The organism is Halorubrum sp. CSM-61 (assembly GCF_003781945.1).
In the GTDB taxonomy this organism is placed as follows: Archaea; Halobacteriota; Halobacteria; order Halobacteriales; family Haloferacaceae; genus Halorubrum.
This window is the reverse complement of sequence record NZ_RJJW01000013.1, coordinates 1-24,586: the sequence shown is the minus strand read 5'-3', so window position 1 is coordinate 24,586 and position 24,586 is coordinate 1. Positions and strand designations below refer to the sequence as shown.

The 24,586-nt window shown below is 69.9% G+C and carries 25 protein-coding genes, 1 tRNA gene and 1 rRNA gene; 15 read left to right on the top strand and 12 right to left on the bottom strand.

The window, feature by feature from the left end:
• The first annotated feature begins 382 nt into the window (after positions 1-382).
• Positions 383-577, top strand: a complete 195-nt coding sequence (locus EDM04_RS17315) for a cold-shock protein (RefSeq protein ID WP_004048101.1) — start codon at positions 383-385, stop codon at positions 575-577.
• Positions 578-741: 164 nt separating this feature from the next.
• Here the strand turns inward: EDM04_RS17315 and EDM04_RS17310 are convergent, their stop codons facing one another.
• Positions 742-1,056 carry a 2Fe-2S iron-sulfur cluster-binding protein gene (locus tag EDM04_RS17310; protein ID WP_123624316.1) on the bottom strand — a complete coding sequence of 105 codons (315 nt, stop codon included), beginning with the start codon at positions 1,054-1,056 and terminating at the stop codon, positions 742-744.
• A gap of 209 nt (positions 1,057-1,265) precedes the next feature.
• Here EDM04_RS17310 and EDM04_RS17305 point away from each other — a divergent pair, with 209 nt between their 5' ends.
• From EDM04_RS17305 to EDM04_RS17290, 4 genes are all read left to right on the top strand, one after another.
• Positions 1,266-2,396 (top strand): hypothetical protein, encoded by a 1,131-nt coding sequence (locus EDM04_RS17305; RefSeq protein WP_123624314.1) that lies wholly within the window; start codon positions 1,266-1,268, stop codon positions 2,394-2,396.
• Between the two features lie 126 nt (positions 2,397-2,522).
• The gene (locus EDM04_RS17300; protein WP_123624312.1) at positions 2,523-2,906 is read left to right on the top strand and encodes a DUF5611 family protein; all 384 of its coding nucleotides are present in this window, start codon (positions 2,523-2,525) and stop codon (positions 2,904-2,906) included.
• Positions 2,907-3,069: 163 nt separating this feature from the next.
• Positions 3,070-3,525 carry a universal stress protein gene (locus tag EDM04_RS17295; RefSeq protein ID WP_123624310.1) on the top strand — a complete coding sequence of 152 codons (456 nt, stop codon included), beginning with the start codon at positions 3,070-3,072 and terminating at the stop codon, positions 3,523-3,525.
• Between the two features lie 122 nt (positions 3,526-3,647).
• Entirely contained in the window at positions 3,648-4,628 is a 981-nt protein-coding gene (locus EDM04_RS17290; RefSeq protein WP_123624307.1) for an ROK family protein, read from the top strand.
• A gap of 57 nt (positions 4,629-4,685) precedes the next feature.
• Here the strand turns inward: EDM04_RS17290 and EDM04_RS17285 are convergent, their stop codons facing one another.
• Positions 4,686-5,696 (bottom strand): PrsW family intramembrane metalloprotease, encoded by a 1,011-nt coding sequence (locus EDM04_RS17285; protein ID WP_123624305.1) that lies wholly within the window; start codon positions 5,694-5,696, stop codon positions 4,686-4,688.
• 115 nt (positions 5,697-5,811) lie between these two features.
• Between EDM04_RS17285 and EDM04_RS17280 the strand changes: the two genes are divergently transcribed.
• A complete protein-coding gene (locus EDM04_RS17280) occupies positions 5,812-6,228 on the top strand; it encodes a hypothetical protein (protein ID WP_123624303.1) in 417 nt (138 codons plus the stop codon).
• Positions 6,225-7,703: a DUF402 domain-containing protein gene (locus EDM04_RS17275; protein WP_123624301.1), complete on the top strand. Its 1,479-nt coding sequence runs from the start codon at positions 6,225-6,227 to the stop codon at positions 7,701-7,703. Before EDM04_RS17280 ends, EDM04_RS17275 begins: the two co-directional genes overlap by 4 nt.
• 60 nt (positions 7,704-7,763) lie before the next feature.
• Here EDM04_RS17275 and EDM04_RS17270 read toward each other — a convergent pair whose 3' ends face one another.
• From EDM04_RS17270 to EDM04_RS17260, 3 genes are all read right to left on the bottom strand, one after another.
• The gene (locus tag EDM04_RS17270) at positions 7,764-8,090 is read right to left on the bottom strand and encodes a NifU family protein (RefSeq protein ID WP_123624299.1); all 327 of its coding nucleotides are present in this window, start codon (positions 8,088-8,090) and stop codon (positions 7,764-7,766) included.
• 103 nt (positions 8,091-8,193) lie between these two features.
• Positions 8,194-8,520: a hypothetical protein gene (locus EDM04_RS17265; protein WP_123624297.1), complete on the bottom strand. Its 327-nt coding sequence runs from the start codon at positions 8,518-8,520 to the stop codon at positions 8,194-8,196.
• Between the two features lie 93 nt (positions 8,521-8,613).
• Positions 8,614-9,219: a 2Fe-2S iron-sulfur cluster-binding protein gene (locus tag EDM04_RS17260; RefSeq protein ID WP_123624295.1), complete on the bottom strand. Its 606-nt coding sequence runs from the start codon at positions 9,217-9,219 to the stop codon at positions 8,614-8,616.
• 137 nt (positions 9,220-9,356) lie between these two features.
• Here EDM04_RS17260 and EDM04_RS17255 point away from each other — a divergent pair, with 137 nt between their 5' ends.
• Together EDM04_RS17255 and EDM04_RS17250 are read left to right on the top strand one after the other, a co-directional pair.
• Entirely contained in the window at positions 9,357-9,839 is a 483-nt protein-coding gene (locus tag EDM04_RS17255) for an RNA-binding protein (RefSeq protein ID WP_123624293.1), read from the top strand.
• Positions 9,840-10,407: 568 nt separating this feature from the next.
• Complete coding sequence (locus tag EDM04_RS17250; protein ID WP_123624291.1) at positions 10,408-11,262, top strand: endonuclease/exonuclease/phosphatase family protein; 855 nt, start codon at positions 10,408-10,410, stop codon at positions 11,260-11,262.
• A gap of 16 nt (positions 11,263-11,278) precedes the next feature.
• Here EDM04_RS17250 and EDM04_RS17245 read toward each other — a convergent pair whose 3' ends face one another.
• A complete protein-coding gene (locus EDM04_RS17245) occupies positions 11,279-11,965 on the bottom strand; it encodes a DUF1028 domain-containing protein (protein ID WP_123624289.1) in 687 nt (228 codons plus the stop codon).
• A 458-nt stretch (positions 11,966-12,423) separates the two neighbouring features.
• Between EDM04_RS17245 and EDM04_RS17240 the strand changes: the two genes are divergently transcribed.
• From EDM04_RS17240 to EDM04_RS17225, 4 genes are read left to right on the top strand one after another with little or no spacing between them, the layout of a single operon-like run.
• Positions 12,424-14,499, top strand: a complete 2,076-nt coding sequence (locus tag EDM04_RS17240) for a PrkA family serine protein kinase (protein WP_123624287.1) — start codon at positions 12,424-12,426, stop codon at positions 14,497-14,499.
• A 1-nt stretch (position 14,500) separates the two neighbouring features.
• Positions 14,501-16,972, top strand: a complete 2,472-nt coding sequence (locus EDM04_RS17235; protein ID WP_123624285.1) for a kinase anchor protein — start codon at positions 14,501-14,503, stop codon at positions 16,970-16,972.
• The gene (locus EDM04_RS17230) at positions 16,963-18,339 is read left to right on the top strand and encodes a DUF444 family protein (protein WP_123624283.1); all 1,377 of its coding nucleotides are present in this window, start codon (positions 16,963-16,965) and stop codon (positions 18,337-18,339) included. The genes EDM04_RS17235 and EDM04_RS17230 overlap by 10 nt, the downstream gene beginning before the upstream one ends.
• Positions 18,336-20,420 (top strand): SpoVR family protein, encoded by a 2,085-nt coding sequence (locus EDM04_RS17225; protein ID WP_123624281.1) that lies wholly within the window; start codon positions 18,336-18,338, stop codon positions 20,418-20,420. The genes EDM04_RS17230 and EDM04_RS17225 overlap by 4 nt, the downstream gene beginning before the upstream one ends.
• 42 nt (positions 20,421-20,462) lie before the next feature.
• On the opposite strand, the gene EDM04_RS17220 is transcribed toward EDM04_RS17225, so the two are convergent.
• Both EDM04_RS17220 and EDM04_RS17215 read right to left on the bottom strand, forming a co-directional pair.
• Positions 20,463-21,212, bottom strand: a complete 750-nt coding sequence (locus tag EDM04_RS17220; RefSeq protein ID WP_123624279.1) for an alpha/beta hydrolase — start codon at positions 21,210-21,212, stop codon at positions 20,463-20,465.
• Positions 21,209-21,823 carry a VOC family protein gene (locus tag EDM04_RS17215; RefSeq protein WP_123624277.1) on the bottom strand — a complete coding sequence of 205 codons (615 nt, stop codon included), beginning with the start codon at positions 21,821-21,823 and terminating at the stop codon, positions 21,209-21,211. Before EDM04_RS17215 ends, EDM04_RS17220 begins: the two co-directional genes overlap by 4 nt.
• A gap of 183 nt (positions 21,824-22,006) precedes the next feature.
• On the opposite strand from EDM04_RS17215, the gene EDM04_RS18635 reads away from it, so the two are divergent.
• Complete coding sequence (locus tag EDM04_RS18635) at positions 22,007-22,153, top strand: hypothetical protein (protein ID WP_164471162.1); 147 nt, start codon at positions 22,007-22,009, stop codon at positions 22,151-22,153.
• Between the two features lie 43 nt (positions 22,154-22,196).
• Here the strand turns inward: EDM04_RS18635 and EDM04_RS17210 are convergent, their stop codons facing one another.
• The gene (locus EDM04_RS17210) at positions 22,197-22,412 is read right to left on the bottom strand and encodes a hypothetical protein (RefSeq protein ID WP_123624275.1); all 216 of its coding nucleotides are present in this window, start codon (positions 22,410-22,412) and stop codon (positions 22,197-22,199) included.
• A 150-nt stretch (positions 22,413-22,562) separates the two neighbouring features.
• Positions 22,563-23,042: a hypothetical protein gene (locus EDM04_RS17205; RefSeq protein WP_123624414.1), complete on the bottom strand. Its 480-nt coding sequence runs from the start codon at positions 23,040-23,042 to the stop codon at positions 22,563-22,565.
• 298 nt (positions 23,043-23,340) lie between these two features.
• On the opposite strand from EDM04_RS17205, the gene EDM04_RS17200 reads away from it, so the two are divergent.
• Positions 23,341-24,144 carry a MarR family transcriptional regulator gene (locus EDM04_RS17200; RefSeq protein ID WP_123624273.1) on the top strand — a complete coding sequence of 268 codons (804 nt, stop codon included), beginning with the start codon at positions 23,341-23,343 and terminating at the stop codon, positions 24,142-24,144.
• Positions 24,145-24,170: 26 nt separating this feature from the next.
• Here EDM04_RS17200 and EDM04_RS17195 read toward each other — a convergent pair.
• Positions 24,171-24,246 (bottom strand) — tRNA-Cys (locus EDM04_RS17195).
• A gap of 136 nt (positions 24,247-24,382) precedes the next feature.
• Positions 24,383-24,504: ribosomal RNA gene (rrf, locus tag EDM04_RS17190) — 5S ribosomal RNA — on the bottom strand.
• Positions 24,505-24,586 lie beyond the last annotated feature (82 nt).

Sequence of the window (24,586 nt, the reverse complement as noted above, 5' to 3'; positions counted from 1 at the left end):
AGGTATTGTGTGGCGATCGCATGCAACATACTCGATCACGACACCGAGGCCTCAGTACCGCAGCGTCGCGTCGAGGATGCCGGCCGTCTGCCCGGCGGCGACGAGCCACGCCGCCGGCACGAGCAGCGCCGGCCCGTTCTCGCGGAGCGACCGGAACACGGCGGATCGATCGCGGTGGCCGAAGATAAACGTCTCCCCGGTGGCGGTCGCGCTCTCGAACTCGAAGGAACCGACAGGTCGGTCGTCGTGACGAGCCGGAGGCGAATGTACGGCCACCGATAGTCTCGGTAACCACACATTTCGACGACAAACGTCCGGCGACACCCGTGGTAACTGTACACTCGCAATCCTTATCTCCCGAGGGGGCGTCCGTTAGGATGCAATGGCGACCGGAAAGGTTGATTTCTTCAACGACACTGGCGGCTACGGATTTATTGAGACTGACGACGCTGACGACGACGTGTTCTTCCACATGGAAGACGTCGAAGGGCCGGACCTCGAAGAGGGCCAGGAGCTCGAGTTCGACATCGAGTCCTCGCCCAAGGGGCCGCGCGCGTCCAACGTCGTTCGGCAGTAAGCCGATCCGATACGGTGGGTCGGTCCGGCTGACGCCGAACGCGACTCTGACACGCGACAACGAGACTTCTGCCCGCCCCCGGATTCACGTCCGACGCGGGTTCTTATTACGACACCGAGCGTCGCCGCCGCCGATCGAGGCGGCCCGCGACGACGAGCGATCGCTCAGACGTGCTGACCGAAGAACCCGCGCCCCTTCGTCACCTCGACGTCGCCCTCGACGCGGACCTGACACGCGAGGCGCACGTCGTGGCTCGGGTGGTGCGGCGGGGCCCACAGGCGGGCCTTCTCCTTCTTACCGGGCTCGCTGACCTCGCCCTCGACCTGCACGGCGCAGGTACCGCACGACCCCATTCCGCGGCAGTTGAGCTGCTCGGCCCGGCCGTTGTACACCGAGAGCCCGGCCTCCTTGAGCACGTCGCGGAGATTGTCCCCCTCTTCGCACTCGATCTCTTCGCCTTGGTAGGATACGGTCGGCATGGACGATCGAGAGGTACGTGACCGAATCACAAAGAATCGTCGGGGGCGGCAGCTCGGTCCCCGGCGTCGCGACCGGTTCGTCGGACGACGCGACGCCGAGCGGCTCGCGGGCGGCGCCGGAGCGGGAGCGCCCCGACGCGAATCTCGTCTGCCGGGCGTCGGACGCCGGACGGGGCGTTTTTTACCCTCGGCACCGCAGGATGGGCATAATGGGACTCAGGTGTCTGCTCGGGCACGACTTCAACGAGCCCGAACTACAGCGCGAGCGCGAGGAGGACGGGAACGAGGTCGTCACCACCGTCACCGAGGTGAAGACCTGCGCTCGCTGCGGCGAGACGCAGGTGGTCAGCGAGAACACCGAGGTCACGACGATGGAGCAGCTGACCGACGAGGCCACCGCCGCGGGCGACGAGCCGACGGGGCCCGACGCCGGTTCGGAGCGCGAGACGCCCGGCACCCGCGTCGACGAGGGCGTCGAAGTCGGGACCGACGCGGGGACCGCGGCCGCGGTCGGGGTCGATGACGACGGCGACGTCGGCAGCGATGACGCCGTGATCCTCGACGACGACATCGGGAGCGCCGACGGCGCGGCCGACGGCTCCGACCACGGCGCGGCCGACGCCGGGTCCGCGGAGGCGGAGCCGGGCAAGCCCGGCGAGTCGGCGACGGACGCGCCCGCCGAGAGCGACGGCGCGGAGCTGATCGACGACGGGCCGTCGGGCGCGGGCGGCGAGGGGGACCGCGGGAGCGACCTCGACGACGACACCCTCGGACGCGACGAGGGCGAGTACGCGGCGTATCCCGAGGCGGAGACGAACGACGCGCCCGCCGACGAGGAGCGCGCCGAGACCGACGACGGCGTGATCCTCGACGAGGATGGCGAGCCCGACGACGACCGCGAGCGCGGCGCGTGGCCCGACGTGGACGAGTCCGAGGACGGCGACGGCGAGGCGACGCCGTGGCCCGAACACGGGGGGGAGGACGAGGGGTTCAGCGCCGAGGTCGGCGAGGGCGGCACGGGCGAGGTGGAGTTCGGCGGGGGGCTCACGCCCGAGGCCGCCGACTCGCCGACCGACGACGAGGACGCGGAGTACGTCGAGGCGCCGGCGCGATCGACGGGCGAGGCGGACGGCGCGGCCGGGACCGGCGGCGCGGTCGACGAGGGCGCCGGGATCACCCGCGGCGAGAGCCCCGACCTCGAGACGTCGGGCTCCGACGTGACGACGGAGTACTACTGCCCCGAGTGCGAGATGACCCGCGCCGCCGACGGCAACTCCATGCGCGCGGGCGACATCTGTCCCGAGTGCAAGCGCGGGTACGTCGACGAACGACCGGTCTAGCGCCGACCCGTCGCGAGACACTCTTCTCCCGAGCGCTCTCCCGTCCCGGAATCTCCGCCCGCCGACGAACCGGGCGAAGACCCCGTGACGAAACTGGTTTACGGCCCCCTGTCGAACGAACGCGGCATGAAGGAGTACAAGATGCGCCGCGGCGAGCATCTGGACGACCGCATGCCCGACCTGAAAGGCTCCGTCGAGGAGTACTTCGGCGAGGTCACCGACACGGAGGAGTGGCAGGGTCACGAGCTGTACGTCGTCGAGGACCCCGACAACCCCGTGTTCGACCGTATCGTGGCCGGTGCGGCCGAGTACGGCAGCAAGAAAGACAAGCTCGCGGTCCACTTCGAGGAGCGCCCCGCCGAGGACGTGATCGCGGAGGGGAACGCCGACGCCGCCGCCGACGCGGTCGACGCCAAGAACGACTTCCTCCTGGAGGCGACCGGACGCGACGCGAAGTCCCGGCGCGACTCGCTGAAGCGCGAAGTCGAGGACGACGCGCCCGACTACTGAACGGTCAGTTCGCCTTCTGTGGTTCCGCTTTTCGACGATTTCTGCGTGTCGCCAGCGGCGGTACCATCGATCCGATGACTGTCAGGATCGATCGGTGTAAAAGTTTATTCGATATTGAGTTAATCTTCGGTGACTTTAAGCCATCGGGGGACGAAGGGGAAGTATGAGCATCGAGACAGTCATGCTAGCGGTCGGAACGGAAGACGAGGAAGAGGCCGAACAGCTCGCCGAGGAGGCTATCGCGATGGCCGAGCCCGCCGGCGCCGAGATCGTGTTGACCCACGTGTTCACCGACGAGGAGTTCGACGAGGTCAGGTCGCGGCTGGGCGTCGACGGATCGAGCGAGGGGTCGACCCCCGACGCCGTCGCCGAGCGACACACGACCACGCGGGCGCTCTCGAAGGCGCTCACCGAGGCCGGCGTGTCGCACTCGGTCCGCGGCGCCGTCGGCGACCACGCCGACGAGGTCGTCGAGGCGGCGGCGGCGGTCGACGCCGACCGCGTCGTCGTCGGCGGACGCCGTCGGTCGCCGACCGGGAAGGCCGTCTTCGGGAGCGTCGCGCAGGAGGTCATCCTCTCGTCGCCGTGTCCGGTGACGTTCGTGCGCTCGGCATCGTAATCTCTCAGTCCGCGTTTTACGGCCGTTAGGCGCCGAATATACACGGAATAAAGGGCGACACGCACCGGCGCGTGTCCCCTGAAGCGTCCCGCTTAAGTGATATCGGTTCGCTGTTTTATCCGATGTACTACGTGGGCGTCGACCTCGGCGCGACCAACGTCCGAGCGGTCGTCGGCGACGAGACCGCGACGGTCCTCGGATCCGACTCGCGAGGGACCCCGCGCGGGCCGAACGGGATCGCGGTCACCGAGGCCGTCCTCGGCGTGGTCCGCGGCGCGTGCGACGACGCCGGTATCGACCCGACCGCGGTCGTCGCGGCCGGGATCGGCTCGATCGGGCCCCTCGATCTGGCCGCCGGCGTCGTGCAGGGACCGGCGAACCTCCCGGACACCGTCGAGCGGATCCCCCTCGTCGGACCGGTCTCGCAGCTCTTAGACACCGACGAGGTCCACCTCCACAACGACACCATCGCCGGCGTCATCGGCGAGCGGTTCCACTCCGAGCGCAACCCCGACGACATGGTGTACCTCACCATCTCCTCGGGGATCGGCGCCGGCGTCGCCGTCGACGGCAACGTGCTCTCGGGGTGGGACGGCAACGCGGGCGAGGTCGGTCACATGACGGTCGACCCGCACGGCTTCATGACCTGCGGGTGCGGGCTCGACGGCCACTGGGAGGGGTACTGCTCGGGCAACAACATCCCGAAGTACGCGCGCGAGCTCCACGAGGAGGACCCTATCGAGACCTCGCTTCCGATCGAGGACCCCGACTTCTCCGCGATCGACGTGTTCGAGGCGGCCGGCGAGGACACCTTCGCCGACCACGTGATCGAGCAGGTCGCCCACTGGAACGCGATGGGGGTCGCCAACGTCATCCACGCGTACGCCCCGCTGGTCGTGAGCGTCGGCGGCGCGGTCGCGCTCAACAACCCCGAGCGGGTGCTCGACCCGATCCGCGAGAAGCTCGCCGAGATGGTGTTCATCAACGTCCCCGAGGTGCGGATCACCGAGCTCGGCGACGAGGTGGTGGTGAAGGGGGCGCTCGCGAGCGCGCTCACCGGGGGCACGGGCGACCGGTCCCGGGTGGAGTCCCCGCCGGGGTGAGGTCGAGTCGCCGCCGGGACGAGGACGAGCGGAACGCCGCCCCAGCGACGGGCCCGGTCAATCTTCGAACTCGGTCATCTCGGGCTGGACGTCCGGATCGACCGCGTCCCGCGTCTCGAGGTACGCGTCCCGGTACCGGCGGAGCTTCCGCAAGAGGACGTACCCGAACGCGCCCTGGAATACGATCACGAAGACGAACAGGGAGACGAGCTGCGGGAGCCCGGTCGCCAGCGAGAGCACCGTCGTCACCGGCCCCACGAGCGAGTTGTACAGCGCGTGGATCACGGCGGCGATGACGAGCCCCTTCACGACGATCGGCCCGCGGTTCTCGGGGTTGAACTTGGCGAGCCCGAGGTAGTACCCCGCGAACGCGGAGTAGATGACGTGTCCCGGGCCGGCGAGCGCGCGCAGCGCGGCGATCCCGTCGCCGGCGCCGAGCGTGGCGAGACCGAGCGACAGTTCCCCCAGATCGACGGTCTGCGCGATGTACACCAGGTTCTCGATGACGGCGAACCCGAGCCCGGCGATGGCGCCGTACACCGCGCCGTCGATCACCGCGTCGAACCGGTCGTCGGTGTACGCGTACAGCCGGACCGCGAGCAGCTTCACCGTCTCCTCGACCGGACCGACGATCACGAAGAAGAAGAGGACGAGCCCGGGGAACCCCAGCGGCCGGAAGTACGGCTGCGCGAGGTCGTTGAGGACCGCCGCGAACGTCGCGGTCAGGATCGACAGCAGGAACGTCGCCACGAGCAGCGAGAGCGGTTCCCCGGTGGTCACGTCGGAGACGTACACGTACGCGGCGAGCCCGAGCGCCGGGACCGCGGAGAGCCCGACGAGCATCGCGACCGCCGGGTCGAAGACGAGCCCCAGCCCGAAGGAGCCGAGGATCGCGAGGAGCCCGAGGAGCGCGACGAAGACGACGAACGCCTTCGCCGACCGGGTGATGAGCCAGTGTAACGCGACCGAGAGCCCGTCGAGGGAGGTGCGCTCCTCCCACGTGGCGATGTCGTAGAGGTCGCGGTCGTCGTCGGCGCGCGACTCGACCGGATCTGACCGTGATGGCATGGCACCGATTTCGGGCCGGGGCGACTTAAGCCCGGCCAGAATTCGGGATCGAGCCGTCACCGAGGCCGACGCGACGACCCGACAGTATTGAAACCGCCGCGACCGAAGGGGCGGTATGCACTTCGACGCACGGACCCAGCGGGCCCTCCGCGAGGCGGGACTGGGCACGGACGCGATCGCGACGGCGTCCGACCGGGTCGCCGAGCTGGTCGACGAGGACGCCGACCGCCTCCGGGAGTTCTTCGCGCCGGACGGCCCCTACCACTCCGACATGGAGATGGCCCACAGCGCGGCCGAGATCCAGGAACACGCGACGGCGGACGTGGACCTGTTCACCCACGGGAGCGACCTCCGCGGCTACCTCTCGCTCGACGGCTGGGGCGTCCCGGTCGAGGGCGGGCGGGTGTTGCGGACGGCGGAGGCGGGGGGAGATACCCCAGAAGGAGACGAGACCCCCGTCCTCGTCGAGCTCTCGCTCGGCGCGACCGTCCACGACCGCGTCCGGTTCGCGCGCGACGCCGACGAGTTATGAAGGCCCGCGTGCGCGGCATCTACGCGACGGCGCTCACGTGGGTCCTGCTCGAGGCGGGCCACGACGTCGTCGACGCCTCCCCGCCGATCCGGCGGCGCTTCGACGCCGAGTTCGAGAGCGCGCCGCCCGACGCCCGGATCGCGACGACGGCGGACAGACAGGGCGTCGGCGCGCACGGCGACCCGGACGCGGTGGGGTCGCTCCGCGACCTCCTGACCGACGCGGGACTCGACGCGCTGGCGTGGGCCGATCCGACCCCTCCCGGAACCGTCCTCGACGGGGAGGTGACCGAGACGCTCGGCGGGGGTGCGGTGGTGCGGCTTCGCGTCGGCGGAGACGAGAGCGCCGCCGGCGACAGCGCCGAAGGCTCCGCGAGGACCGCCGAGGGGTACCTCCCGTACGGGAGCGTCGACGACCGGATCGAGACGGGCGATCCGGTCCGGGTGCAGGTGCGCGAGTCCGCGGCGCCGTGGACCGACCGCCGCCCGGATCTGGACGGGTCGTTGCGGGCGGGCGGCGGGCTCGTCGCGCTCGAACCCGGCTCCGGCACCCGCGTCGACGTACGGAACGACGAGGCCGCCCGGGAGCTGTCGGGGATGCTCGACCTGCTCGGGTTAGAGCCGCCGGAGGGGTGGCGCGCCGTCTGGAAGCCGCCCGCCGTCGACGCGGACACGGAGGAGCTCGAGGCCGGACTCGACCGGGCGGTCGCGGCCGCGGAGGGGCTCGACGCCGCCGTCGACGCGGCGGGCGGCGTCGGCGTCCTCGACGGGTCCGACCTCGTCCGCGAGGAGCCGCTGGCGACACCGAACGCCGGCGTCTGGGCGTGGTTCGGCCGCGAGAGCCGGTTCGGACTCGACGACCGCCGCCGCGAGGCGACCGCGACGATGCCGGGCCACCACCGCGTGAAGGCGGGGTCGGCTGACGCGTCCGCGGGGGTCGACCTCGCGGAGGCGCTCTGCGAGCCCGACGCGGACGCCGCGTTCCCGTTCGGGGTCGTGACCGACGCGTTCGGGCCGGCCGAGGGCGACGCGCTCCGGCTCGAACACGGCAAGCCCGACGGGCGGCTGATCACGCTGGGCGAGGCGACGGTGACCGCGGTGGACGCCGACGGCTCGGTGACGGTCGAGCGGGAGATGACCGGCGGCGGGACCTACGACGGGCTGGGCGTGCCCCGCGAGGCCGGCGACGTCGCCGAGACGAGCCTGAAGGAGGGCCGGTGGTGGTACCCGACCACGTACCGGGGGCGCGACGGGACGGTGCGCGGGACCTACGTCAACGTCTGTACCCCGGTCGAGCTGTTCCCGGACGCCGCGCGCTACGTGGACCTCCACGTCGACGTGGTGAAGCTCCCCGACGGGACCGTCGAACGCCTCGACGACGACGAGCTGCGGGAGGCGGAGGCCGCCGGGGAGGTGCCGGAGCCGCTGGCGGAGAAGGCGCGGAGCGTGGCGTCGGCGCTGGAAAAGGCGCTGTGAGGCGGCGACGACGGCGACGCGCTCGCGTCGGCCAGTTCGCGCCGTAGCCGCCGGATCGGTTTAAAAGTGGTTCGCGGACTCGGTCTCGTGTTTCAGCTCGCCGCCGCGGCCGCCCTCGACGGTGGAGGCGCCCTGATCGCCGGAGGAGGCGGTTCGCACCGTCACGTTCTCCACCTCGTCGAAGTCCATGATCAGGTCGCGGCGGATGTTGTCGGCGGTGATGTTCGAGATGCCGCAGCCGGAGCAGGTGCCGCCGAGCTCGACAACGACCTCGCCGGTCTCGGCGTTCGCCTCGCGCACGACGCTCGTGCCGCCGTGCATCTGGATGATCGGCATCTGTCCGACCATCCACTCCTCGACCCGGTCCGCGAGGCTCTCGTCACTCATTGCCACGTCTTGGCGGCCGAGCCTATGGAAGCTTGCGGTTTGCGAGCACGGCGAGAACGAGAAAGGAACTGTATCACCGTCGATCCTTCGGGAGAGAGTCAGATCACTCCTCGGGACGGTCTCGGTCGTCCCCGTCGTTGGGGAGCCGGGTCGGGTCCGCGGGGTCGTCGCCGTGCATGGAGTCGTCGCGTTCGAGGAGGTAAAGGAGCGGCCCGAGCGCCGCGATCACGAGCACGCCAGGGAGCGGCGCGTCGGGGACGAGGAGGACGGTGACCGCGGCGACGCCGGACGTGACGAGGACGAAGGCGGCCCACAGGCGCGGCGACCCGAGGTCGACGCCGACCCGCTCGGCGTCGCGGTAGACGAGCGCGGTCGCGACCGCGGCGAAGAGCGCGGCGATGCCGGCGCCGAGGACCGTGATGAGGGACATAGCGATCGTTCGGTCGAGAGGCGAAAAAGGGTGTCGCGAACGGGCGACGGACGGAACGGAGCGAGAGGGAGAGCGGGGGAATCTACGGGACGCCTACGGCGCCTCGCCGGTCTCGATGGAGAACGAATCGCGGGGGTACGCGACGCAGGTCAGGGTGTAGCCGTCGTCGATCTCGGCCTCCTCTAACATCTGCTGGTTGTCGTGCTCGACGAAGTCCTCGCTCGGCCCGTCGGCGATCCGGCCGGCACAGGAGACGCACTGGCCCTGCCGGCAGGCGTACGGGAGGTCCCACCCCTCGTCTTCGCCCTGATCGAGGATGGGCTCGTCGTTGGAGAGCTCGACGGTCTCGCCCTGCTTGACGAACTCGACCTCGAAGTACTCGACCTCGTCTTCGGGGATGTCGCCGGGGCCGGAGCCGCCGGACTCGCCGTCCTCCAGCTCGCCTCCCTCGCCGTCCGCGCCGCCCGCGGGAATCGCACCGCCGCCACCGCCGCCGCCGACGGCGCGGTTTCCGGGCTCGGGGAACTCGGTCTCGGGGACCGTGGCGGCGCGGCGTTCGAGAACCTCATCCGAGATGTCCGTCGCGGGCTCCCAGCCCGTCCCCTTCAGCGAGCTGACGAAGACGACGAGCAGCGTCGCGAGCGCCCCGAGAGCGATCGCGGGGACGTTCGCGATGTTCGCGATGAGCGGATTGAGCATACGAACGGATATGGAGAGGTGGCATAAGGCCGTTTTGATCGGTCCAATCGGGTGAGAGCCCCGACGCTGCCGGTACCTCGATCGCCAACCACCGACGGAGCGGTCCATTTATCGGCCGAGCGGTCGACTGGACCCGCATGGAAGTGAAATCGCGGCACCACCTCCGGAGCGACGACATCGCGGCGATCCGCGAGGCGGTCGCCGACCACCTCGGCGTCGACATCGACGGGGACACCTTCGAGTTCGTCGAGTTCGTGGACGCGGACTACGAGCTCGTCCTCGTCGACGGCGAGCCGGCGGTGTTCTACGTCGACGACGACGAGCCGTTCCTCACCGTGCGGGGCGCGAACGACTACGAGCCGGAGACGGGGATCGTCACGGTCGACGCGGGCGCCATCTCGTTCGTCTCCGACGGCGCCGACGTGATGCGCCCCGGCATCGTCGAGGCCGACCCGGAGATCCGCGAGGGCGACCTCGTCGTGGTCGCCGAGGAGACCCACGAGAAGGTGCTCGCGGTCGGCCGCGCGATGGTCGACGGCGACGAGATGGCCGGCGACAGCGGAAAGGTCGTCGAGTCGATCCACCACGTCGGCGATGAGCTGTACGAGTTCTCGGCGTAGACGGGCGCGAGCGGGATTTTGCTTATAAACGACGACAGCGATCGCCACGGCTATTTATAAATGAACGAGGCGGTGGCGCGTGCCTCCGAGCGGCCGGCAGGCCGCGAGGAGCACGCGCGAGGGAGTCGGTGGTCCGGAGCGAAGCGGAGGACCACCGACGAGGCTGGGGAGGTGAGAGGTGCTGTGCGGTGCGGGTGGGACTCAAAGGGGCAGCCGGGAGGCCGGCGCAGGCGACGTAAGCACTGCAGGGAGCGAGCACCGCGAGCGACCGAAGCGCGTGGTTCGAGAGAGCGAAGCTCTCTCGTCATCACGAAAGGCGCTCCGCGCCTTTCGAACGACAGCGAGCGTACGTCGGCCTCCCGGCTGGGGCTTTGGAGGTAGTCATCGCGGAGGAGCCGATCACGTACTGCCGACCGGCTGGGGCTTTGAAGGTGTTCACCGTCGATCTACCAGCAACCGCTTATAAACGGTCGACCGAGTCGACCACACCGCAACGGCCGAAACTGTATCACACGTATTCGCGATCGCTCCGCGTCTTTTAATCACCTCGCCTGCGAGTCCCACGGTAATGACCGCGATTCGGGTGCTGAGCTACAACGTCCGCTACGCCAACCGCGGGGACCACCACGACGCCTGGCACGATCGCCGGGACGCCGTCGGTCGGCTCGTCCGCTTCCACCGCCCGGACGTCGCCGCCTTCCAGGAGCCGCTGCCCGACCAGCGCCGCGACCTGCGAGAGCGACTTCCGAGCTACGAGTTCGTCGGTCGGGGCCGCAAGGCCGACGGTGAGGGGGAAGGGTGCCCGATCGCGGTCCGAACGGACCGCTGGACGGTCGTCGACCGCGACACGTTCTGGCTCTCCGAGACGCCGGGCGAGCCGTCGACCGGCTGGAACGCGGACTACCCGCGGATCGCGACGTGGGCGCGGGTCCGCGCGGTCGACGGCGACGCCGCGCTCCTCGTCGTCAACACGCACTTCGACCACGTCAGCGCGCGGGCGCGCCGCGAATCGGCGCGGTTGCTTCGCGAGCGGCTCCCGGAGATCGCGGGAGACGCGGCGAGAGGAGAGGAAGCCGAAACCGACGGGACGCCCCCCGTCGCCCTCGTCGGCGACTTCAACTGCACGCCGGGGTCCGATCCGCATCGGATCCTCGTCGGCGACGGTCCGGCGGGTGAGTCCGACACGGCGCCGACCGACGGCGACCGACTCCGCCTCCGCGACGCGGCCGCGGCCGCCGACCTCCGACACGGCCCGGAGACCAGCCTCACCGACTTCGCGCGCCTGATCGACGGGCGGCGGATCGACCACGCGCTCGTCTCGTCCGAGGTGGGCGTCGAGGCGTTCGCGACCCTCGCGGACCGCGACGACCGGGGGCGGTACCCCTCCGATCACCTGCCGATCATCGCGCGGCTGGACCTCTAAAAGGACCCGCGCCGACCTACTCCTCGTCGTCCGCGTACTTCGCTACCACCGTCTCGTAGCCGCGCTTGGCCGTCTCGTACGTCTCGCGGAGGTCGGCCACCGGCGTCTCGCTCGCGTCGACGCGGAGGTCGTTGTAGTACGGGTCGTCGGCCTCCTCCTCGGTGTTCGTCACGAGCAGCGCCGCGGACTGGACCGCCAGGTCCTCCCGCTTGTCGCCGCCGGCCTCGTGGCCCGCCGCGAGCGCGTCGATCAGCCGCTCGGCCAACGGGGCGTCGCCGTGGGCGGCCGACTCGTAGGCGGCCGCGGTGTCGTCGATCACGTCCTCGCCCGTCAGCAGGTTGCCCGCGACGGTGTAGTTCTCGCCGACGACGTGGCCGTACCAGTCGTTGCACTCCTCGCCGGAGAACGCGAAGGTCCCGTCGGCGTCGACGCCGTGGAGCTGGCGCTGGGGTTTCCCCTCGTCGGCGTTTAAGAGGGCCTCCAAGGCGTCGTCGACCGCGAGCCCGTCGGCGAGGTACTCGATTCCCTTCCGCCCCAGCTCGACGTTGACGAGCGACTGGGTCGCCACCGCGCCGTCCGCCGACGCGAACGGACACAGCGTCCCGACCCCCGGTAGGCGCGTGGTTACCGCCACGCCGTACCGGATCCGGTCGCCGCCGTCGTCGTCCGTGTACCGCTCGCGAACGCAGATGCTGAACGTCACACCGGTCGTGGGACGGCGACCGGCAAAAGACTGCGCTCCGGGGGCGGCGTTTCCGGTTCCGTCCGCGATCGGGGATCCGAACGAGCGGAGGTTCGAACGAGCAGAGATCCGAACGAGTGGGGATCTGGAACGATGGAGAACCGAGGGAATGGGGATCCGGGCCGGGCGAAACGCCGAAACGGGAGTTTCACGGCCGCTAAGGGGAGTCAAACCGCGTCACCGAAGACGGTCGAAGTAGTACGAGAGATGCCAACGGGCGACACACTTATGCGTGCGAATCCCTCCCATACATATAGCCTCGGTTACGGGCGAACGGCGATCCGTCCCGGGTCGTCCTCGACGACAGCGGCGTTCGCGGCTCGATGAGCCGTCGTTTCAGGCACGCAGAGCCGTGCGGCCGCGCGTCGAGGGGCCCGCGGCGAGTCGCCGCCCGACCGAGCAATCAGAGACCAGATACAATGCCAGACCGACACACGCTCGAACGGCTCAGCGAGGAGTACCGGACGAACGTCCCGGACGACCTCCGGGAACCCCGCTCGTTCGACTGGTACCTCGACGCGCTGTACGAGGAGCCGCGGATCGCGCGGAACGCCCACCAGCGCGTCGCGGACATGTTCGACCGCTACGGCACCCGATACGACGAGGAACGCGGCGTCGTCGAGTACGGGCTCGCCGCGGACGACCCCCTTCACGACGGCGAGAACGTCTTCTACGGCCGCGAGGTCCACGAGGCGATCCACGAGTTCGTCAACAAGGTGAAATCCGGCGCCCGCGGCCTCGGACCCGAAAAGCGGATCAAGCTCCTGTTGGGCCCCGTCGGCTCCGGCAAGTCGCACTTCGACTGGCTGGTCCGCCGGTACTTCGAGGCGTACACCCGCGAGGAGGCCGGCCGGATGTACACCTTCCGCTGGGTCGACCTGTGTTCCGTGATCGAGGACCAGGACCCCGGCGACGACGCGGTGCGCTCGCCGATGAATCAGGACCCGCTCGTGCTCGTCCCGTGCGAGCAGCGCGAGGGCGTGATCGACGAGATCAACGAGCGGCTCGACGCCCCTTACACCCTCAGGAACGACCAGCACCCGGACCCGGCCTCGGAGTTCTACCTGAACGAGCTGCTCGCGCACTACGACGACGACCTGGAGCGCGTCTTAGAAGAGCACGTCGAGGTCGTCCGGCTCGTCGCCGACGAGAACCGCCGGGAGTGCATCGAGACGTTCGAGCCGAAGGACAAGAAGAACCAGGACGAGACGGAGCTCACCGGCGACGTCAACTACGCGAAGCTCGCGGTGTACGGCGAGTCCGACCCGCGCGCGTTCGACTACGCCGGCGCGTTCTGTAACGCGAACCGCGGGCTGTTCTCCGGCGAGGAACTGCTCAAACTCCAGCGGGAGTTCCTCTACGACTTCCTCCACGCCTCCCAAGAGTCGACGATCAAGCCGAAGAACAACCCCCGGATCGACATCGATCAGGTGATCGTCGGCCGGACGAACATGCCGGAGTACCGCGAGAAGACCGGCGACGAGAAGATGGAGGCGTTCAACGACCGCACCAAGCGGATCGACTACCCCTACGTGTTAGAGTACGACAGCGAGGCGGAGATCTACCGCAAGATGCTCGACAACGCCGACGTGCCCAACGTCCACGTCGAGCCCCACGCCCTGGAGATGGCCGGGCTCTTCGGCGTGCTCACCCGGTTAGAGGAGCCGACCGACGAGACGGTGGGCCTGTTGGACAAGGCGAAGGTGTACAACGGCGAGCTGGAAGACGAGGAGATCGATCGGCGGAAGCTCCGGGAGGACGCCGCCGAGTCCGCCGACGTGGGCGAGGGGATGGACGGCATCTCCGCCCGGTTCGTCGGCGACGAGATCGCCGAGGCGATCATGGACGCCACCCACCGCGACCGCAACTACCTCTCGCCGCTGTCCGTCTTCGACCACTTCGAGGCGAACCTCGGCGGCCACGGATCGATCGCGGAGTCGGACCTCGACCGCTACGAGCGCCTCCTGGAGACCGTGCGCGAGGAGTACCGCGAACGCGCCATCGAGGACGTGCGACACGCGTTGGCGTACGACGTGGACGAGCTCCGCCGGCAGGGCGAGAAGTACATGGACCACGTGATGGCGTACATCGACGACGACACCGTCGACGACGAGCTGACGGGGAGGGAGACCGAGCCGGACGAGACGTTCCTGCGCGCGGTCGAAGAGCAGCTCGACGTGCCCTCGGACCGCAAGGACGACTTCCGGCAGGAGGTGTCGAACTGGGTCTCGCGGCGCGCCCGCGAGGGGCGCGGCTTCGACCCGCGGGAGAACGACCGGCTCCGGCGCGCCTTGGAGCGCAAGCTCTGGGAGGACAAGAAGCACAACATCAACTTCTCGGCGCTGGTCTCCGCGACCGACCTCGACGACGAGGAGCGGAGCGCGTGGGTCGACGCCCTCGTCGACCGCGGCTACTCCGAGGACGGCGCCGCCGAGGTGCTGGAGTACGCGGGCGCGGCCGTCGCCCGCTCGGAGATCGAAGACGGCGGGGACTGAGATGACCGAACGCGACACGCCGGACGGGGACGCGTTCGTCCGCGACGCCGACGAGACGCTCCGGGGGGCGTACGACCCGCCGATGAGCCTCGAGGAGTACGTCGACCGGGTGTTGGAGAACCCGACCGCGGCCGCCTCCGGCGCGCGGTACCTGCTCGCGGCCGTCGAGTCGCGGGGGACGCGCGAGGTCCGCGAGCGCGGCGAGCGACTGGAGCGCTACCGGTTCTTCGACGACCCGTTCAACGACGGGGAACACGCCGTGCTGGGCAACACCGCGGCGCTCAACGCGTTCGTCGACGATCTCCGGGCCGCCGCCGCGGGGCGCGGCAACGACGAGACGATCGTGTGGATCGACGGCCCCACGGCCACCGGGAAGTCGGAGTTCAAGCGCTGTCTGGTGAACGGCCTCCGCGAGTTCTCGAAGACCGAGGCCGGGCGGCGCTACACCGTCGAGTGGAACGTCACCGGCGCCGGTGGCGGGATCGGCGGCGGGGGCGGGGGAGGCGCCGCGTCGCTCTCGTACGGGGACGGCGGCGACGCCGGGGCGTGGTACCGGAGCCCCGTCCAGACGCACCCCCTCTCGGTGTTCCCGGAGGCGGTCCGGGAGTCGATCGCCGAGGCGGTCGACGACGACGACTACCCGATCGCGGCCGACGTGGACCTAGACCCGTTCAGCCGCGAGGCGTACGACCACCTGGAGTCCGCGTACCGCGACGAGGGGCGCCGGGACCTGTTCTCGGCGATCACCGACCGCGACCACCTGCGCGTGACGAGCTACGTCGTCGACGTGGGCGAGGGGATCGGCGTGCTCCACGCCGAGGACGACGGGAGCCCGAAGGAGCGGCTCGTCGGCTCGTGGATGGGCGGGATGCTCCGCGAGCTCGACTCGCGCGGGCGGAAGAACCCGCAGGCGTTCAGCTACGACGGCGTGCTCTCGCAGGGGAACGGGGTCGCGACCGTCGTCGAGGACGCCAGCCAGCACGCCGACCTCCTCCGCCGGCTCCTCAACGTCCCCGACGAGCGGCGCGTGAAGCTCGACAAGGGGATCGGGATGGACGTAGACACCCAGCTCGTCGTCATCTCGAACCCCGACCTCGACGCCGAGCTCAACCGCCACGCCGAGCGCGAGGGGGCGGACCCGCTGAAGGCGCTGAAGCGTCGCCTCACCCGCCACGAGTTCCGCTACCTCACGAACCGGCGGCTGGAGGCGGAGCTCCTGCGGCGCGAGGTCGGCGGACCGCGGGGCGTGCCGACGGTCGACGGGGTCGAACGCGACGAGGGCGTCGAGTCCGCCCCGCACGACCCGGCCGAGCGCGACGGCGACCCGGCCCGGGACCCCGCGAGCGAGCCCGGCGCGGCGGCGCTCACGATCGGCGTCCGCGACGGCGACGGCGGGGTCACGGAGCGCGAGCTCGCGCCCCACGCGGTCGGGGCGGCCGCGCTGTACGCGGTCGTCACGCGGCTCGACACCGACGACCTCCCGGCGGGGATCGACCTCGTCGAGAAGGCGGAGCTGTACGAGGCCGGCGAGATCCGGCGCGAGCGGGGCGGCGAGGAGGAGCGGATCGCCGTCGACGACGTCGAGTTCGGCGACGGCGACGGCCGGAACGGACTCCCGGTCACCTACGTCCGCGACGTGGTCGCGGAGCTCCTGGGGGCGGACGCCGACCGCAGCCACCCGGAGCTGCCGGTCGAGCGGGTGATCACGCCGACGGACGTGCTCGACGCGATGGCCGAGGGGCTCTCCGACGCGCCGGTGTTCTCGCGGTCGGAGGTCGCGGAGTTCGAGAGCCGGCGGTCGCCCGTGGCCGAGCGCGTGCGCGAGCGCCAGCGGGCGGACGTGGTCGACGCGGTCCTCGCCGAGGAGACCGTGCCGGAGGCGACCGTGGCCGAGTACGTCGAGCACGTGTACGCGTGGGACGCCGACGAGCCGGTCGAGACCGAGCGCGGCCCGGAGGAGCCGGACGCGCTCGCGATGAAGGTGTTCGAGACGGAGACGCTCGGCCGGTTCGACGAGAGCGACTACCGCGGGACGGACCCGAGCGAGTCTGTCGCGAGGTTCCGGCGCGAGCGGGTGATCCGCGCGCTCACCCGGTACGCGTGGCGGAACCGCGGCGACGCGTTCAGCGTCGACGACGTCGAGCTCGCCGAGATCCCGGAGCTGAAGGCGGTGCTGGAGTCGAACGACCTCGCCGGCGTGAAGCGGCGGTTCCCGGACTTAGACCCCGCCGAGTGGGCCGACCCGCCGGCCGACACCGAGACGGGGCGCGTGAAGGCGGCCGCGATCGACCGGCTCGTCGACCGCGGGTACAGCCCCGCGTCGGCCGAGCTGGCGAGCCGCGCCGTGATGCGGCGCGTCCGCGACGAGTGGGCGGGACTGGCCGCCGACGGCGACGCGCCCGACGCGGACGCCTCGGACGGGCCGAGGGACGACCGCGGCGGCCGGAAGGGGGGTGGTCGGACGTGGGACTGACCGAGGACCGCGAGCGCTTCCGCGAGGTGGGCGAGGAGCGCCGCGAGGACCTCTCGGAGTTCATCAGCCACGGCGACCTGGGCGGCTCCGGCCCCGACCGGGTCCGGATCCCCGTCAAGATCGTCGACCTCCCCGAGTTCGAGTACGACCGGCGGGAGGCCGGCGGCGTCGGGCAGGGACAGGGCGGGCAGTCGCAGCCCGGCCAGCCGGTCGAACCCGAGCCCGGCGACGAGGAGGGCGACCCCGGCGAGGAGGGCGGCAAGCACGAGTACTACGAGATGGACCCCGAGGAGTTCGCGCGCGAGCTCGACGAGGAGCTCGGGCTCGACCTCGAACCGAAGGGGAAGCGGGTCGTCGAGGAGACGGAGGGCGACTTCACCGACACCGCCCGCTCCGGCCCGCGCGGCACCCTCGACGTGGACGAGTTCTTCAAGCGCGGGCTGAAGCGCCACCTCGCGACCGACTTCGACGAGGCGTACGTCCGGGAGGGACTCCGCGTCGCCGGCGCCGACGTGGACGACGCCTTCGCGTGGGCGCGTGATCAGGGGATTCCCGTCTCGCGGGCGTGGATCGCCGACGCGGCCGCCACCGCAGTCGACGAGCACGGCGGGCCCGTCGAGGCGCTGGATCGGTGGGAGAGCTTCGACGAACTCGACGAGGAGGTCGACCGCGAGCCCGCCACGCACCGGATCCGGCGGGAGGGGCTCGACAGCGTCCCCTTCCGCCGGGAGGACGAGCGGTTCCGCCACCCGGAGGTGATCGAGAAGCGCGAGCGCAACGTCGTCGTCGTCAACGTCCGAGACGCCTCCGGCTCGATGCGCGAGACGAAACGCGAGCTTGTCGAGCGCGTGTTCACCCCGATGGACTGGTACCTGACCGGGAAGTACGACGCCGCGGAGTTCCGGTACGTCGTCCACGACGCTGAGGCGTGGGAGGTCGACCGCGAGGAGTTCTTCGGGATCCAGTCGGGCGGGGGGACGAAGATCTCCAGCGCCTACGAGCTGGTCGCGGAGATCCTCGAAGCGTACCCCTACGACGAGTGGAACCGCTACGTGTTCGCGGCCGGCGACTCCGAGAACGCCGGCAGGGACACGACCGAATCGGTGATCCCGCTGATGGAGTCGATCGACGCCAACCTCCACGCGTACGTGGAGACCCAGCCGGGCGGCGCCGCGGCGAACGCGCGCCACGCCGACGAGGTCGAGGACGCGCTCGGCGACGCCGACGACGTCGCCGTCGCGCGGGTGTCGGAGCCCGACGACGTGACCGACGCCATCTACGAGATCCTCAGCACCGAGGCCGAGGGCGGCGGCGCGACCGCCGGCGAGGCGGCGCGCGAGCGGACCGACGGGGGTGAGCGCCGATGAGAGACGAGCGCGTCGAGGCGAAACGCGAGGCGGCGTCGCTCGACGAGCCCGCGACGGAGGCCCGCGACCTCGCCGAACGGCTCGGGCTGGAGCCGTACCCGGTGCGGTACTGGGTCGTCGACCACGACGAGATGAACGAGCTGATCGCGTACGGCGGCTTCCAGCGGCGGTACCCCCACTGGCGCTGGGGGATGAACTACGAGCGGCAGCGGAAGAAGGACCGCCACGGCCTCGGGAAGGCGTTCGAGATCGTCAACAACGACGACCCGAGCCACGCGTTCCTCCAGGAGTCGAACGCGCCCGCCGACCAGAAGGCCGTGATCACCCACGTCGAGGCGCACGCCGACTTCTTCGCGAACAACCGGTGGTTCGGGCTGTACGCCGACCGCGGCGAGGGGGGACCGAACGCGGCGGCGCGACTGGAGCGCAACGCCGACCGGATCGCCGCGATCGCCGACCGCTCGGGGGTCGACCGAGACGTGGTCGAACGCCTGATCGACGCCGTGAGCGCGTTAGAGGACACGATCGACCAGCACAGCCCCGTCGACGCGGCCCGGTCGGTCGAGGGGCCGGGGATCGCCGAGGACGTGAGCGACGCCGACGGCGACGCGCTCGCCGCGATCGAAGACCGGATCGCGGATCTGGACCTCACCGAGGAGGTGCGCCGCGACGTGTTCGACGACGAGTGGCTCGAGGCCAGAGGGGAGGGCGTCGAGCCGGAGGAGCCGCGCCCGGACGTGCTCGCGTTCCTCCGCGACCACGGGAAGCGGTACGACCCCGACAGCGGGAAGGCGGTCGACCGCGAGCCGTGGGAGACGACCGTCATCGACGCGCTCCGCGAGGAGGCGTACTACTTCGCGGGACAGAAGCAGACGAAGGTGCTCAATGAGGGATGGGCAACATATTGGGAATCTGTTATGATGGGCGGCGAGGGGTTCGCCGGCCCCGACGAGTTCCTCACGTACGCGGACCACATGTCCCGCGTGCTCGGGTCGCCCGGACTTAACCCCTACAAGCTCGGGTTCGAGCTGTGGACCCACGTCGAGCTGCGGGCCGCCCGGCGCGACGTGATCGACAGGCTGCTCCGCGTCGAGGGGGTGACGCCCGAGAACTTCCACTCCGAAATCGACCTCGACGAGGTCGCCAACGCGCTCGAGCCCCATCCGGCGATCGCCGGGGCGGGGCCGGCGACGCTGGACGAGCTCGTCGACCTCGCCGCCGACGGCGACCCGCGCGTCGACGCCGAGGCGGTCGATCGGGCGCTCTCCGCGCGGGACGGGGAGCGGCCGGCGACCGACGGCGACGGCGAGACCGCTCCCGACGCCGGCCCGGACGTCGAGCGCTACCCGTGGAAGCTGCTCACGCGCGAGGGGCTCGCCGAGCGCCACTACGTCCTGTCGCGGCCGGAACACCGGAGCGCCCTCCGGAACGTCTCGCGGGAGACGCTGGCCGAGCGGGCGCGGTACATGTTCGACGTCGACCGGTACGCGACCGTCGAGGAGGCGCTCGACGACGTCAATCGTGCGGCCGGCTGGGACCGAATGCTCGAGGTCCGCGAGAGCCACAACGACGTGACGTTCATCGACGCGTTCCTCACCGACGAGTTCGTGCGCGAGGGGAACTACTTCACCTACGAGTACAGCCGGGCGACCGAACAGCACCGCGTCGCCAGCGTCGACGCCGACGACGTGCGGAAGAAGCTCCTGTTGCGGTTCACGAACTTCGGGAAGCCGACGGTCGTCGTGCTCGACGGCAACTTCCGGAACCGGGGGGAGCTCCTCTTGGGCCACCGGTATAACGGGGTCGCCCTCGACGAGGCGGCGGCGAAGGAGACCCTGAAGCGCGTCTTCGAGCTGTGGGGCCGTCCGGTGAACCTCGCGACGGTCCGCGTCGAGTACTCCGAGGAGGCGCTCCGACGCGCCAAGCGGCGGGGCACCGAGCCGGAGGGCGAGGAGGTCGGCGTTCGCTTCCAGTACGACGGCGGCGAGGTGACCGAACACGACCTCGACCCGGAGATCCGCGAGCGGATCGCGGCCGACGAGATCGACTACGACACGAAGCCCGACGACTGGCTGGCGTGACGAGCGGACGGAAACGGTCCGACGGGCCGGGTCGGTACCGGCCTACGCCAGGTCCGCGACCAGCGCGGCGACGGCGTCCGTCTCCTCCTCGTTGATCCCGTGACCCATCCCCTCGTAGATCCGCTCGTCAACGTCCGCGCCGAGCGCCTCCAGCACCTCGGCGGTCTCGTGGACCCGCTCCTCGGGGATGTGCGGGTCGACGTCGCTGCAGCCGAGGAACGCCGGCGTTCCCGCGAGCGCGTCGGCGGCGTCTCCGTCGGTCTCGGCCGCGGCGTGGGAGACGTAGTCGTCGAGGTCGATCGACTCGCCGATGAGCCCGCCGCTCAGGACCGCGAGCCCGCCGTACCGCGTCGGGTTCCGCGCGACGAACTCGCTCGCGAGACAGGCGCCCTGCGAGAAGCCACCGATAAGGACGCGCTCGGCGGGAATCCCCGCGTCCGTCGCGGTCGCGACCGCTCGGCCGACCGCCCGCAGTCCGGAACTCCGGCCGGGCTCGTTGTCCGCGACGGGGGCGAGGAAGGAGTTCGGGTACCAGGTGTTGGCGGCCGCCTGCGGGGCGAGTAGTGAGAGACCGGAGGTCTCTCTGGCAGCCGGCGGCGAAGCCGCCGGCGACAGCCCGACGTCGCCGTCGCCCGCGATCTGCTCCCCGAACTCGACGATACTTCGCGCGGTCGCGCCGCGACCGTGGACGAGGACGACGGCCGCGTCCGCCGAGTCGACCGGGGTTCCGGCCGTCACCAGCGGCTCGCCCGCGTGCGGGTCGTCGCCCGCGTGCGGCGATCCCCGGCTCATACGCCGACGCCCGCGTCCGCGTCGGGGAGGTCGTACTTGTTCACCGGCAGTCCGAGCTCCTCCAAGGCGGCCTCCATGTGGCGGTCCTGCGCGAAGTCGGCCCCGTCCTCCTCGCGGATGCGCTGGGCGGTCGCGAGCACCTCGCCCTTGCGGTCGTCCGGGATCTCGTACTTGTCCGAGGAGAGCTCAATGACGAGGCCGTTGTTGTCCTGGGTGTAGATCGAGTGGAATATCCCGCGGTCGAACACGTTGTACCCCTTGCCGGCCTCCTCGAGAGCCGCCATGATGTCCTCGTACTCGTCGGGGTCGACGCTGAAACAGAGGTGGTGAACGGCGCCGGTGCCGGCGCGCTGACCGCGGGCCGAGGGGCGGTCGTCGCTCACGAAGAACGTCAGGATGCGCCCGTCGCCGGTGTCGAAGAACAGGTGCGTCTGCGAGGGGTCGTCGAGGTTCGGCTGACGGAGGACGAGCGGCATGCCGAGCAGGTCGCGGTAGAACGCGATCGTGTCGGCCTCGTTGCTCCCCCAGACGGTGATGTGATCGGTGCCGGTGGTGTGGAACGGTGCGTCCGGACGCTCCGGCGTGACCGGAGCCGGGATATCGTCGCTCATACCACTGCCAACGAGTCGAACACGTATAAAAGCGAAAGGGACCGCCGGGCCACCCGCTGACATCGGTGTTATCCGGCCGAACGTCGGAGCCCGCTGGGACCTCGACGGAGTGCGAACACCGCCACCGAAACGGCGTCGCCGCCGAAGCGAACTTCTTAATCCGGACAGCGCGAACCGAAGGACATGGAGATCCTGCTACACTCCGGACTCGAACACCCGAACACCCTGTGGATCGCGGTCGCCGCGGTCGTCTCGTTCGTCCTCGGCGCCGTTTCGGCCACGTACGGCCGGCGGCTCGCCGCCCCGTTCCGGAACTCCGCCGAGGAGTGATCGCGACGAACCGGGGCGGGACGCGGTTGGTCGAGCCGAGGACTTAGGACCGTTCCCAGACCGGGGGGGCGACTCCGAGCGCTCGAACGACGACCGGATAGCCGAACGCGACGAGGAACACGAGGAGCATCGACGGGAGGAACGAGAGCGACCCGACGACGCGCTCGGCGATCGCCAACACGACGAACATCACGACGAACATCACACCCCAGTGGGGGGCGAGCTGACGGACTTTCTCCGCGGTATCGGTCTCGGTCATACGCCTCGTAACGGGTCCGAACGGTATAGCTTGCCGGTCGCTGACGAGGCCGTCGATCGAGCGCGACGAGACGACGGAAGGGAACCGGGACAAGAACGGCGACCGAACGGAAACCGTGAAAAAAAGAGAGAAGCGACCGCAGCGAGAGAGTCAGTACCGCGAGGGGACGAACGCCGCCGCGAGTAGGAGCACGACCGAGAACAGCGAGAGAATCAGCACGCGCGTCAGTCCCGAGTTGTACTGCTCGAACTGATTGATCCCCGCGACCTGCGCCTCGTACTCATCCATGTCCGACGACAGCGTCAGCGTCGAGGTACCGTCGGGGAAGTTCGCGACGAAGTCCGTTTCACCGAGGGTTACCGTGGACTCGTCTTCGACCTCGATCGTTTCGTTCCCCTGTTCGATCGTCGCCACGACCGAGGTCTCGGCGCTCCCACCGTGGCCGCCTCCTCCCTCCTCGACTTCGGAGATCTCGGCGACAACGTACTCCGTGCCGTCCACTTCGAACGTGTCACCGGAGGACAGTTCGTGGTCGGGGTTCTCGAACGCGACCTCCGGACTCTCAGCCGTCACAGTGAGCACACCCGCCACGCCCGCGACGAGAAGGAAGAGCGCGGCGTACACGGCCACAGCGCGTCGTTGCATAGTTCCAGCATGGGTCACCCGGTGTATAACGGTTACTAAGCCGTGCTCTCGAACCGCGAAGCCGAGGCGGAGTAAAGCCCCCGACAACGCGGTTCCGACGGTAGACGGTCGCCAACGGTTGACGGTGCGTTCCCGATCGAGCGCAAGTAGGTCCGAACACGAGACAACCAAAACAGATCGAATACAAGTAAATATTCACTAACGTCGTAGAGTCTCCCGTAGAATCCGCTTGGCGGATAGACTCTGCAACAGTACTTTAATTGTGCACCACCGATCCCCAACAATGACGGATCCCGAGAGGGCGACGCCACCGGAAGTTCTCGACAGCAAGCGCGACGCGACCCGGTACCAAGTCCTCGTGGAAATCGCCGCCCGGCAACCCGCAGTGAGCCAAACTGAGATCGCCGACGCGATCGGCGTGACGTCGCAGGCCGTCAGCGACTACGTCAGAGATCTCGTGAAGCACGGCTACGTCGAGAAGGAAGGGCGCGGACGATACGGAGTGACGAAGGAGGGCGTCGACTGGCTGATCTCCCGAACCGACAGCCTAGAGACGTACCTCGACCGCGTCAACTCGGACGTCCTGGGGAGCGTCGACGTCGACGCCGCGATCGCGATGGACGACGTCTCCGAGGGGAGCGACGTCGGTCTCGTCATGCGCGACGGAGTCCTCCACGCGAATCCCGCGGGCGGGACGGCGACGGCGGTCACCGTCACCGCCGCCGCGACGGGCGACGCCGTCGGCGTCGCGGACTTCGAAGGCGTCGTCGACTACGACACCGGCTACGTCACGGTCCTCCCCGTTCCGGCCGTCACGGACGCCGCGTCGGTTGCCTCCGAGATACTCTCGGATATCCGCCCGTCGGAGGGCCTCCTCGCCGTCGCCGGCACCGAGGCGTACGCGCTCGCGACGCAGGCGGACGCGAACCCGGACATCCGGTTCGGGACGGCCGACGCCGTCGCCGAAGCCGCGGTGCGAGGGCTGGACGTGCTGTTGGTGGTCACGACCGATCAACTACCGAAACACACCGCGCGGCTCCGCGACGAGAACATCCCGCACGAAGTGCTCGACGCCGGCGACTTCTGAGACGCAGTCGAAACGGAGTTCAAAAAAGCCAAGGGCCGGATTTGAACCGGCGTTGGGCGGCTCTGCAGGCCGCTGCGTCTGACCAGACTCTGCCACCTTGGCGCTATCGAACGTACCGCAGTCGAGCGTTTAAGCCTAGCGGTCGCGTGTGGAGGGCGCTACCGCTCGCTACACATGAAAACAGCCCACGGACGCTGCGTCCGTGGGCTGAAAGCGGGAGTATTCTCCCGAATGATTGGGCAGGCGGCGAACCGCGGTTCCCAGAGGATCGCTCACTCCAGTACTTCCCGGTACGCTGGTGGGCTTAACTTCCGTGTTCGGAATGGGTACGGGTGTTTCCCCACCGCTGTGGCCGCCTTTATGCCGACTCTCGGTCTCGAACCGAGACTCCCTCACTCCGAGAGAGACGCCTGTGTCGGTGGTTCTGCCGACCGTGTATACG

Excerpts from the sequence above, each read along its gene's own strand:
- EDM04_RS17215 (WP_123624277.1), bottom strand. The coding sequence starts at position 21,823 with ATGAGCGACGATATCCCGGCTCCGGTCACGCCGGAGCGTCCGGACGCA.
- EDM04_RS17295 (WP_123624310.1), top strand. The coding sequence starts at position 3,070 with ATGAGCATCGAGACAGTCATGCTAGCGGTCGGAACGGAAGACGAGGAA.
- EDM04_RS17240 (WP_123624287.1), top strand. The coding sequence starts at position 12,424 with ATGCCAGACCGACACACGCTCGAACGGCTCAGCGAGGAGTACCGGACG.
- EDM04_RS17280 (WP_123624303.1), top strand. The coding sequence starts at position 5,812 with ATGCACTTCGACGCACGGACCCAGCGGGCCCTCCGCGAGGCGGGACTG.
- EDM04_RS17310 (WP_123624316.1), bottom strand. The coding sequence starts at position 1,056 with ATGCCGACCGTATCCTACCAAGGCGAAGAGATCGAGTGCGAAGAGGGG.
- EDM04_RS17285 (WP_123624305.1), bottom strand. The coding sequence starts at position 5,696 with ATGCCATCACGGTCAGATCCGGTCGAGTCGCGCGCCGACGACGACCGC.
- EDM04_RS17200 (WP_123624273.1), top strand. The coding sequence starts at position 23,341 with ATGACGGATCCCGAGAGGGCGACGCCACCGGAAGTTCTCGACAGCAAG.
- EDM04_RS17265 (WP_123624297.1), bottom strand. The coding sequence starts at position 8,520 with ATGTCCCTCATCACGGTCCTCGGCGCCGGCATCGCCGCGCTCTTCGCC.
- EDM04_RS17315 (WP_004048101.1), top strand. The coding sequence starts at position 383 with ATGGCGACCGGAAAGGTTGATTTCTTCAACGACACTGGCGGCTACGGA.
- EDM04_RS17260 (WP_123624295.1), bottom strand. The coding sequence starts at position 9,219 with ATGCTCAATCCGCTCATCGCGAACATCGCGAACGTCCCCGCGATCGCT.
- EDM04_RS17275 (WP_123624301.1), top strand. The coding sequence starts at position 6,225 with ATGAAGGCCCGCGTGCGCGGCATCTACGCGACGGCGCTCACGTGGGTC.
- EDM04_RS17305 (WP_123624314.1), top strand. The coding sequence starts at position 1,266 with ATGGGACTCAGGTGTCTGCTCGGGCACGACTTCAACGAGCCCGAACTA.
- EDM04_RS17300 (WP_123624312.1), top strand. The coding sequence starts at position 2,523 with ATGAAGGAGTACAAGATGCGCCGCGGCGAGCATCTGGACGACCGCATG.
- EDM04_RS17235 (WP_123624285.1), top strand. The coding sequence starts at position 14,501 with ATGACCGAACGCGACACGCCGGACGGGGACGCGTTCGTCCGCGACGCC.
- EDM04_RS17270 (WP_123624299.1), bottom strand. The coding sequence starts at position 8,090 with ATGAGTGACGAGAGCCTCGCGGACCGGGTCGAGGAGTGGATGGTCGGA.
- EDM04_RS17255 (WP_123624293.1), top strand. The coding sequence starts at position 9,357 with ATGGAAGTGAAATCGCGGCACCACCTCCGGAGCGACGACATCGCGGCG.
- EDM04_RS17220 (WP_123624279.1), bottom strand. The coding sequence starts at position 21,212 with ATGAGCCGGGGATCGCCGCACGCGGGCGACGACCCGCACGCGGGCGAG.
- EDM04_RS17210 (WP_123624275.1), bottom strand. The coding sequence starts at position 22,412 with ATGACCGAGACCGATACCGCGGAGAAAGTCCGTCAGCTCGCCCCCCAC.
- EDM04_RS17225 (WP_123624281.1), top strand. The coding sequence starts at position 18,336 with ATGAGAGACGAGCGCGTCGAGGCGAAACGCGAGGCGGCGTCGCTCGAC.
- EDM04_RS18635 (WP_164471162.1), top strand. The coding sequence starts at position 22,007 with ATGGAGATCCTGCTACACTCCGGACTCGAACACCCGAACACCCTGTGG.
- EDM04_RS17290 (WP_123624307.1), top strand. The coding sequence starts at position 3,648 with ATGTACTACGTGGGCGTCGACCTCGGCGCGACCAACGTCCGAGCGGTC.
- EDM04_RS17250 (WP_123624291.1), top strand. The coding sequence starts at position 10,408 with ATGACCGCGATTCGGGTGCTGAGCTACAACGTCCGCTACGCCAACCGC.